The sequence below is a fragment of the Rhabdothermincola sp. genome (assembly GCF_036846205.1).
In the GTDB taxonomy this organism is placed as follows: Bacteria; Actinomycetota; Acidimicrobiia; order Acidimicrobiales; family Acidimicrobilacustridaceae; genus Rhabdothermincola.
This window is the reverse complement of the sequence record NZ_DAIUCK010000114.1, coordinates 1-9,162: the sequence shown is the minus strand read 5'-3', so window position 1 is coordinate 9,162 and position 9,162 is coordinate 1. Positions and strand designations below refer to the sequence as shown.

Genomic DNA, 9,162 nt, shown 5'->3' with positions numbered 1-9,162 from the left:
CCCCGAGGAACCGTGACCGCTCCCGCCACCATCCTGCGCAACGCCCTGCGACCCGGGTACTGCACGACCATGGTCGACAAGGTGCTGACCCGGATCGCCGACCGCAAGCACGCCGGCACGAGGACCGCCGCCGCGGCCTGGGCAGCCGAGCGAGCGGAGCCCTCAGCAGCCTTCGCGGCCCGGATCGACCCGGCGCTCTGGGCGGAGGCCCAGCGCTTCGCCGCTGACCTGGAGCAGCTCGCCGCCGAGCGCCTCGGCCCGCTGCGCGAGCAGGGGGTGGTGCTCGGGGGTGGCGGCGACTACGGGCTGGTGTACTTCCTGACTCGCCGCCTGCGCCCGAGGACCGTGGTGGAGACCGGGGTGGCAGCGGGGTTCTCGTCCCAGGCGTTCCTGCGGGCGCTGGCCGCCAACGGGGACGGCGGGCAGCTGTGGTCGAGCGACTTCCCCTACTTCCGGCTGGCGAACCCCGAGCAGTACGTCGGCCTGTTGGTCGATGGCGAGCTGCGATCGGCGTGGCAGCTGTACCTGCGCGGGGATCGGGCGAACCTACGGCGCATCCTGGCCGAGGTCGACCACATCGACCTGTTCCACTACGACAGCGACAAATCCTACCGGGGTCGGGCGTTCGCGCTGGCTCGGGTGCAGCCCCGACTCGACGCCCGCAGCCACGTGGTGTTCGACGACATCGACGACAACACCCACTTCCGGGACCTGGTGGAACGCACCGGCGCCCCCTACCGGGTGTTCGGCTTCGGCAACAAGTACCTGGGGCTGATCGGCGAGCTGGCGGAAGCGTGACGGGTGCGCCCGCGAGGGCGCGACCTGCGGGGCGCGGTGCGCGAGGTGTCGGGTCAGCCCGCCGAGGCGGCCCGGATCTTCTTCATCAGCCGGGACTTGCGGCGCGCGGCCTGGTTCCGGTGGATCACGCCCTTGGACGCCGCCTTGTCGAGCTTCTTGATGGCCAACCGGGCCAGCTCCTCGACGTCGTCGCGGCCCTCGCTGGCCGCGGCCAGCGCGGTCTTGGTGCGGGTCTTGAGCTCGGAGCGCACGGCCTTGTTGCGCACGCGCCGCTTCTCGTTCTGCCGGTTGCGCTTGATCTGGCTCTTGATGTTCGCCACGGTGTCCCTGCGTCGGTCGTTGCCACTCGGGGGCCGTCGCCTGCAGCCAGGCCCCTGCCTGGTCGCCGGCTCGGACCTGCCGGCCGGCGCGAACCGGCAAGGGTAGCCGGTCCGCCCCCGCCCGTCACAACCCGGCAGGGTGGGCCACCCCAGCCGCTACGCTGCAACATCGCGCCCGCGGCCGGCCGGTCGGGGCGATCCCGCGACGGTCCTCCCGAGACGGAGCCCCTGGACACGTGGCCACCCTCGAGCGTTTCCGCAACCTGTGCATCATCGCCCACATCGACCACGGCAAGAGCACGCTCGCGGACCGGATGCTCGAGCTGTGCGGCGCGGTCGATCCCCGGGAGATGCGGGCCCAGTACCTCGACACCATGGACCTGGAGCGGGAGCGGGGCATCACCATCAAGCTCCAGAGCGTGCGCCTCGACTGGCGTGACCACGTGCTCAACCTCATCGACACCCCCGGTCACGTCGACTTCGGCTACGAGGTGTCGCGGTCGCTGGCCGCGTGCGAGGGAGCGATCCTGCTGGTCGACGCGTCCCAGGGAATCGAGGCCCAGACCCTCGCAAACTGCTACCTGGCCCTCGAGCACGACCTCGAGATCGTGGCCGCCCTCAACAAGATCGATCTCCCCGCGGCCGAGCCCGACCGGTACGCGGCGGAGATCGAGACCGTACTCGGCATCCCCGCGGGGGAGATCCTCCGTCTTTCGGCCAAGACCGGCGAAGGGGTGCCGGAGCTGCTCGACGCGGTGGTGGAGCGGATCCCGCCACCCGAGGGCGACCCGGACGCGCCGTTGCAGGCGTTGATCTTCGACAGCCACTTCGACCAGTACCGGGGGGTGGTGAGCTCGATCCGGGTGGTCAACGGCACCCTCAAGACCGGCAGCAAGCTCGAGTTCCTCCAGGCCCGAGCCACCCACGACGCGGACGAGGTGGGGGTGCGCCGACCCGAACCGACCCCGGTGGGGAGCCTGAGCGCCGGCGAGGTGGGGTACCTCATCGCCGGCATCAAGGACGTGGGGGAGGCCCGCTCGGGTGAGACGGTCACCGAAGCCGCCCGGCCCGGTGAGCCGCTGGAGGGCTACCGCGAGCCCAAGCCCATGGTGTTCTGCGGGCTGTACCCGATCGACGGCGACGAGTTCCCCGCGCTGCGGGAAGCCCTGGAGAAGCTCCGCCTCAACGACTCGAGCTTCACCTTCGAGCCGGAGAGCTCGGGTGCGCTCGGGTTCGGGTTCCGCTGCGGGTTCCTCGGCCTGCTGCACATGGAGATCATCCGGGAGCGGCTCGAGCGGGAGTTCAACCTCAGCCTCATCGCCACCGCGCCCTCGGTGGAGTACCGGGTGCGGCGGACCAGTGGCGAGGAGCTCGTGGTCGACAACCCGAGCGAGATGCCCCCGCAGGCGGAGATCGAGCAGATCGAGGAGCCCTACCTGACGATCACCATCCTGACCCCCACCGAGTACACGGGCACGCTCATGGAGTTGTGCCAGAGCCGGCGGGGTGAGATGCGTAAGCTGGAGTACCTCTCGCCGGAGCGGATGGAGCTCGTCTACCGCATGCCGCTGGCCGAGGTGGTGGTCGACTTCTTCGACCACCTCAAGAGCCGTACCCAGGGCTATGCCAGCCTCGACTACGAGCCCGCGGGGTACGCGCCCGCCGATCTGGTCAAGGTCGACATCCTGCTCAACGCCGTGCCCGTCGATGCGTTCAGCACCATCGTGCACCGGAGCAAGGCCTACGACTACGGCCGGCGCATGACCGAGAAGCTGCGGGAGCTGATCCCTCGCCAGCTGTTCGACGTGCCCATCCAGGCGGCCATCGGGGGCCGGATCATCGCCCGGGAGACCGTGAAGGCCAAGCGCAAGGACGTGCTGGCCAAGTGCTACGGGGGCGACATCACCCGGAAGCGCAAGCTCCTCGAACGCCAGAAGGAGGGCAAGAAGCGCATGAAGAACATCGGCCGGGTGGAAGTGCCCCAGGAGGCCTTCATCTCGGCCCTCCGCCTCGAGGAGTGACCACCCACAGGCTCCGGCCGGCTGCTCGCGACGGTTAGCACTCGGTATCATCGAGTGCTGACGAACGAGTGGAGCCAGGCAGCGACCGATGCTCGATGAACGCAAGGCCAACATCCTGCGGGCCGTGGTCGAGGAGTACATCGAAACGGCCCAACCCGTCGGGTCCGGGCACGTCACCCGCGCGCCGGGGGTGAACGTCTCGGCCGCCACCGTGCGCAACGACATGGCCCTCCTCGAGCAGGAGGGCTACCTCTACCAGCCGCACACCAGCGCCGGGCGGGTGCCCACGGAGAAGGGGTACCGGTTCTTCGTCGACACCCTCAGCTCGCCGGGCCGGCTCGCCGGCGCCGAGGCCCAGCAGGTCCGCAACTTCTTCGCCCACGCCCACGGCGAGCTGGAGCGCATGCTGCAGGACACGAGCCGGCTGCTCTCCAACCTCACCGCGTACACGGCTGTGGTCGTGGGTCCGCCCCACGAGGCGGCCACCGTCCGCTCGATCCAGCTCGTGAGCCTCACCCCGACGGTCGTGCTGGTGGTGGTCGTCCTGTCCAACGGCGTGATCGAGAAGCGCACCGTGGAGCTCAGCGACGAAGTCGGTGAGGAGGCGCTGGCCGCGGCCGGCCAACGGTTGTGCAGCCTGCTGGTGGGGCATCCGCTCAGCCACGCTGCCGGGGTCGAGCTGGAGGCTCCGGATGCGGCTGACCCGATGCTGGTGGCGGCGCTGCGGAGCCTCGGCGGGGAGTCCCCGGAAGAGCCTGAGGTGTACCTCGCCGGCACCTCGAACATGGCCGCGGCGTTCGACGCGGTGGGGACCGTCCGGGAGATCCTGCGGATCCTCGAGCAACAGTTCGTGGTCGTCTCGCTCCTCAAGGATGTGCTCGATCGGGGCCTCAGTGTGGCCATCGGCAGCGAGACCGGTGTGCAGCCCTTGAGCGACTGCGCGGTGGTGGTCGCCCCCTACGAGGTCGACGGTGAGACCGCCGGCTCGATCGGGGTGCTCGGCCCGACCCGCATGAACTACCCCCAGGCCATGGCCGCCGTGGCGGTGGTGAGCGATCGCCTCGGCCGGCGGCTGAGCGAGGGCTGATCGGTGGCAGGTGATCTCTACGAGCTGCTCGGGGTTCCTCGCGACGCGTCGCAGGACGAGATCAAACGGGCCTACCGCCGTCTGGCCCGGGAGTTGCATCCTGACGCCAACGGCGGTGATCCCGAAGCCGAAGCCCGTTTCAAAGAGGTCGCGGCAGCCTACGAGACACTGAGCGACCCGGAGCGCCGGCGGCGCTACGACCTGTTCGGGGCCACCGGCTCGCAGGGCGGTGGCGGCTTCGGGGGCGGGTTGGGCGACATCTTCGACATGTTCTTCGGTGGCTCACCGTTCGGTGGAGGCCCCACCGCGGCTGGCCCACCCCGGGGCGCAGATCTCGAGGTCGTGGTCGAGGTCTCCTTCGAGGAGGCGGTGTTCGGCGCCGAGGTACCGGTCTCGATACGCACTGCGGTGCCCTGCGAGGCATGTGAAGCGACCGGCGCCGACCGCGGGAGCGCACCCGAACGTTGCCCGGACTGCGGCGGGACCGGGCAGGTGCGTCGGGTGCGGCAGTCGATCCTCGGCCAGATGGTGACCGCCAGCGCCTGCGCCCGCTGCGGTGGCCTGGGCACGATCATCCAGCACCCGTGCGTGGTGTGCGGCGGCGAAGGGCGGACGCTGGAGGAGAAGACCTACCACGTCGAGCTGCCTGCCGGGGTCGACACCGGTGCCACGCTGCGCCTCACCGGCCGGGGCGCGGCCGGCCCTCGGGGTGGCGGCGTCGGTGACCTGTACGTCCACGTGCGCGTCCGGCCGCATCACCGGTTCAGCCGGCACGGCGACGACCTCCACGCCGACCTGCACGTCTCGTTCACCCAGGCCGCGCTCGGCGCGGAGATCACCTTTGACACCCTCGATGGCGAGGAGCTGCTCACGATCGCGCCGGGTACCCAGTCCGGCGAGGTGATCCGGCTGCGTGGGCGCGGTGTCCCACACGTGCAGGGTCGCGGCCGGGGCGAGCTGATCGTCCGGATCATCGTCGACACCCCCACCCAGCTCAGCGCCGAGGAGGAGGAGCTGCTGCGACGCCTGGCCGATCTGCGTGGCGAGGACGTGAGCCCCCCGGCGAGCGGGCTGCTCTCGCGGGTGCGTTCCGCGTTCAAGTAGGCCGGCCACATGCCCGGACCAGCCGACGCGGAGTCAGCTCCTCCGCTCGGTCTGCCCTTGGTGTTCGTGGCCGACCTCGAGCACCCGAGACTCGAGCCGAGCGACCACCATCACCTCGCTCGGGTCCTGCGCTTGCGTGACGGCACCCCGTGCACGATCGCCGACGGGCTGGGCCGGTGGCGGGCAGCCGCGTTCGGGCCGGCGCCCGACCCGGCAGGGCCGGTGGTGGCCGTGCCGCAGGCGGAGCCACCGCTGACCGTCGGGTTCGCGCTGCTGAAGGGCGACCGCACGGAGCTGGTGGTGCAGAAGCTGACCGAGCTGGGCATCGACCGCATCGTCCCGCTGGTCACCGAACGCACGATCGCCCGCCCCGCCCCGGCTCGGGCCGCCAAGCTGGTGGAGCGCCTGCGCCGGATCGCTCGGGAGGCGTGCATGCAGAGCCGCCGGGCCCGGCTGCCCGAGGTCACGGTGGTCACCGCGTTCGAGGAGGTGGTGACCGAGCCGGGGGTCGCCCTCGCTGATCCATCGGGGGGTCCCCCGACACTCTCGCACCCCGTCCTGCTGGTGGGCCCCGAAGGCGGCTGGGCCCCACCCGAGCGGGCCCGAGCCGCCCACGTCGTCGGCCTGGGCCCCTACGTGCTTCGGGCCGAGACCGCCGCGATAACCGGCGGTGCCCTGCTGGCCGCGCTCCGCCACGGCGTCGTCCACCCGTGAGCGGGGCCGGTTCGACCCGTTTGCTCGTCTAGGTCCGTTGTCCCTTGGGTACACGCAGAGTAGGCTTGTTGGCGCGATGCACCACGGAAGGTGGTGCCCCAGATGGGTCGGATCCGGGACGGCGCGGTCCCAGGGGCGGGGCTCGGGGTGCTTCCGCCGTGGCTCGAGCGTGTTCGCGAGCCCCGGTGCGCGACGAGAGAGGGAGTACGGCATGACGAGCGATCCCGGCGAGGTCCCGACCTCCTACAGCCGCAAGGTGGGCGAGCGCCTGCGGGCCATCAGGCGCCAGAAGCGCTTGTCGCTCCAGGAGGTCGAGGCCGCCTCGGAACAGGAGTTCAAGGCATCCGTGCTCGGTGCCTACGAACGAGGCGAGCGCGCGATCTCGGTGCCGAGGTTGCAGCGGCTGGCCCGCTTCTACAACGTCCCGGTCGACCAGCTCCTGCCTCCCGACGAGGGGCCTGGCTTCGCGGGTGCGGAGCGCGCACCGATCGGCTCCGCGGAGGCGGCCGTGACCATCGACCTGCGACGCCTGGAGAACCTCAGCGGACCGGAGGCGGAGATGCTCAACCGCTACCTGACGATGATCCAGGTGCAGCGGCAGGACTTCAACGGCCGGATGCTCACCATCCGCCGCGAGGACCTGCGTGCCATCGCGTGCATCCTCGGGGTCGGGGTCGATCACGCCACGGGCCGGCTTGACGACCTGGGGCTCAGCCTCAGCGCTTGACCGGCAGCACCGGCCCGCAGCCGCCCGCACCGGCGCTCGGCGTCTACGTCCACATCCCGTTCTGCGCGTCCCGCTGTGACTACTGCGCGTTCGCCACGTGGGCCGATCGCGCCCACCTCGCCGACGCCTACCTCGAGGCCCTGGTCCGCGACATCGAGGGGGCGGTGGCCCGCGGCCTGCCGGCTGCGAGCACGGTGTTTGTGGGCGGGGGCACCCCCTCCCACGTGCCCCCGGACGGACTCGCTCGGGTGCTCCGGGCGATCCCTCGCACCGACGATGCCGAGGTCACGGTGGAGTGCAATCCCGAGGACGTGACCCCTTCCTTGGTGGAGGTGCTGGGGACGGCCGGGGTCAACCGTCTGTCGCTCGGCGTGCAGTCCATGGTGCCCCACGTCCTGTGCGCGCTGGGCCGCTCACACGATCCGGCCTCGGTGGCCACCGCGGTGGCGGCGGCCCGAGCTGCGGGCATCACGAACCTCAACCTCGACCTGATCTACGGGGCCGCCGGAGAATCACTCGGGGACTGGCGAGCCACGCTCGACGCGGCGATCGACCTCGGACCCGCGCACGTGTCCGCCTATGCGCTGACCGTCGAGGCCGGCACCGCGCTGGCCGCTGACCCCCGTCGCCACCCCGACGACGACGACCAGGCCGACAAGTACGCCCTGGCCACCGAGCGGCTCGCAGCCGCCGGATTCGACTGGTACGAGATCTCCAACTGGGCCCGGCCCGGGCATCGTTGTCGGCACAACCTGCTCTACTGGTCGCAGGGCGACTACCTGGGCTTCGGGTGCGCGGCGCACTCGCATCGGCAGGGTCGCCGCTGGTGGAACGTCCGTACCCCGGAGCGGTACATCCAAGCGATCCGCAGCGGCACGAGCCCGGAGGCGGGCGCCGAGCAGCTCGACGCCGATGGGCGCCGGTTGGAGGCCCTCCAGCTCTCGATCCGCACCGCGTATGGCGTGCCGGTGGACGCACTCGATGACGACGACGCCCTGGCACTCGACGGGCTGGTGGTGCGCAGGGCCGATCGCCTGGTGCTCACCGAGCAGGGCCGGCTCCTCGCCAACGAGGTCGCGGTCAGGCTCCGGTGAGCGGTGGCCCCACCGGGGGCAGCTCGAACACCTGCCCGGGGAAGATGAGGTCGGGGTTGCTCCGGGCGGGCAGGCGCTCCTCGTTGGTGGCGATGAGCGCATCCAGGTACGTAGCGGTCTCCTCGTCGGTCGGCGGGCGGGCCCAGGCCGTGGCGAGGGTGTGATGGGCGATGCCCCACAGGTGCTCGCCCGGTGCCACCGTCCACGACGACGCCCCGCGAGCGCTGCCCACCTGCTCGCTCGCCGGTGGGGTGCTGGAAGCCGGTGGCACCGGGGCCGTCGGTGGGTGGTGCGCCGCTGGGCGCGCCTGGTCGGCATCGGGGTCGAGGGTCCGCATGACGGGCGGTGGTGACGGCGTCGGCGTCGCCGTCCCGCTCTCTTCGGACACGTACCGCATGGTCACTGGCTGCGACGGCGGCGCTGGTTGTGCCGGCTGTGCCGCGAGCGCTGACGTGGCAGCCATGGCGGTGGCAGGGATGGTGGCGGTCGTCGCTGCCAACGACAGGCCGACTCCGAGACCGCCGTACAGGAGGCGGCGGAGCCGGGGGACCGTCACGAGCTCCGCTACGGCCAGCAGGGTGGGGACGCGGGTCAGCCGTACGACCAGGCCGAGGCACACGGTGAGGAGGAGGTAGGCGCAGCCGGCGAGCGCACCCAGCCTGGCCACGCCCAGCGCCGCAGCGATGGGCCCCTGGTCGTGGAGCCAGGTGGAGACTGATGCCGGGTGCACGCCGGCCGGCCCCGGCAGGACCGATCCAGCGGCGACGAGCACCGCGAGCTGGACACTCAGCAGCGCCGTCCAAGCCAGGAGAGATGTGGGGCCGGGGGGTCGTGACCGGGTCATGGTTCGACCGGGAACGTGGTGGCGGCCGTGGTGGCGGCCGTGGTGGCGGCCGTGGTGGTGGTCGTGGTGGTGGTCGTGGTGGTGGTCGTGGACGGTCCCGTCGGGGGGAGCGGGACGACCTGGCCATCGCCCAGCACGCCGACCAGGCGTTCGCAGGCACCGTCGGTGACGCCGCGCAGGTGCGCGCCGGGCTGCAGGCGAGCGAGCAGCCGCCCTTCGAGGTCGGCACCCGCTGCGGCCCAGCCGTCGAACACGAAGACCTCCCCGGTGCTGGGCCGCAGGAGCGCTGCCTGGGGCCGGCCGTCGCAACGCCAGTCGCCGACCAGCACCTCGTCCCCCGGTGTGCCCAGCTCATACCGTTGCCCGTCGAGCTCGACCACCGGTGGCTCGCGCATCGCCACGGTGGTGGGAGGTGCGGGGGGTGCCGGTGGCGGGTCCAGGACCGGACCGGAG

General features: G+C 71.6%; 9 protein-coding genes and 1 pseudogene. 7 read left to right on the top strand and 3 right to left on the bottom strand.

The genetic code is table 11. The features are described from left to right. On the top strand, positions 1-798 hold a 798-nt coding region (locus tag V7004_RS13875; RefSeq protein ID WP_334144704.1), incomplete at its 5' end, for a class I SAM-dependent methyltransferase. 53 nt (positions 799-851) lie between these two features. On the opposite strand, the gene rpsT is transcribed toward V7004_RS13875, so the two are convergent. Further along, complete coding sequence (rpsT, locus tag V7004_RS13870) at positions 852-1,118, bottom strand: 30S ribosomal protein S20 (RefSeq protein ID WP_334144703.1); 267 nt, start codon at positions 1,116-1,118, stop codon at positions 852-854. A 236-nt stretch (positions 1,119-1,354) separates the two neighbouring features. Here rpsT and lepA point away from each other — a divergent pair, with 236 nt between their 5' ends. The 6 genes from lepA (at position 1,355) to hemW (ending at position 7,865) form a co-directional block, all read left to right on the top strand. Further along, positions 1,355-3,139, top strand: coding sequence for a translation elongation factor 4 (lepA, locus tag V7004_RS13865; RefSeq protein ID WP_334144702.1), 1,785 nt, complete (start codon positions 1,355-1,357; stop codon positions 3,137-3,139). An 88-nt stretch (positions 3,140-3,227) separates the two neighbouring features. Beyond that, entirely contained in the window at positions 3,228-4,226 is a 999-nt protein-coding gene (gene hrcA, locus V7004_RS13860; protein WP_334144701.1) for a heat-inducible transcriptional repressor HrcA, read from the top strand. Positions 4,227-4,229: 3 nt separating this feature from the next. After that, complete coding sequence (dnaJ, locus tag V7004_RS13855; RefSeq protein WP_334144699.1) at positions 4,230-5,330, top strand: molecular chaperone DnaJ; 1,101 nt, start codon at positions 4,230-4,232, stop codon at positions 5,328-5,330. 9 nt (positions 5,331-5,339) lie between these two features. Further along, a complete protein-coding gene (locus V7004_RS13850) occupies positions 5,340-6,044 on the top strand; it encodes an RsmE family RNA methyltransferase (RefSeq protein WP_334144698.1) in 705 nt (234 codons plus the stop codon). Positions 6,045-6,255: 211 nt separating this feature from the next. Beyond that, positions 6,256-6,771: a transcriptional regulator gene (locus V7004_RS13845; protein ID WP_334144695.1), complete on the top strand. Its 516-nt coding sequence runs from the start codon at positions 6,256-6,258 to the stop codon at positions 6,769-6,771. After that, positions 6,768-7,865, top strand: a complete 1,098-nt coding sequence (gene hemW / locus V7004_RS13840) for a radical SAM family heme chaperone HemW (RefSeq protein ID WP_334144694.1) — start codon at positions 6,768-6,770, stop codon at positions 7,863-7,865. Before V7004_RS13845 ends, hemW begins: the two co-directional genes overlap by 4 nt. Here the strand turns inward: hemW and V7004_RS13835 are convergent. Next, positions 7,852-8,709 (bottom strand): hypothetical protein, encoded by an 858-nt coding sequence (locus V7004_RS13835; protein ID WP_334144693.1) that lies wholly within the window; start codon positions 8,707-8,709, stop codon positions 7,852-7,854. The two genes, hemW and V7004_RS13835, sit on opposite strands and share 14 nt — an antisense overlap. After that, positions 8,706-9,162: pseudogene (locus tag V7004_RS13830) on the bottom strand (hypothetical protein); the annotation flags it as partial. The gene V7004_RS13835 and the pseudogene V7004_RS13830, both read right to left, overlap by 4 nt.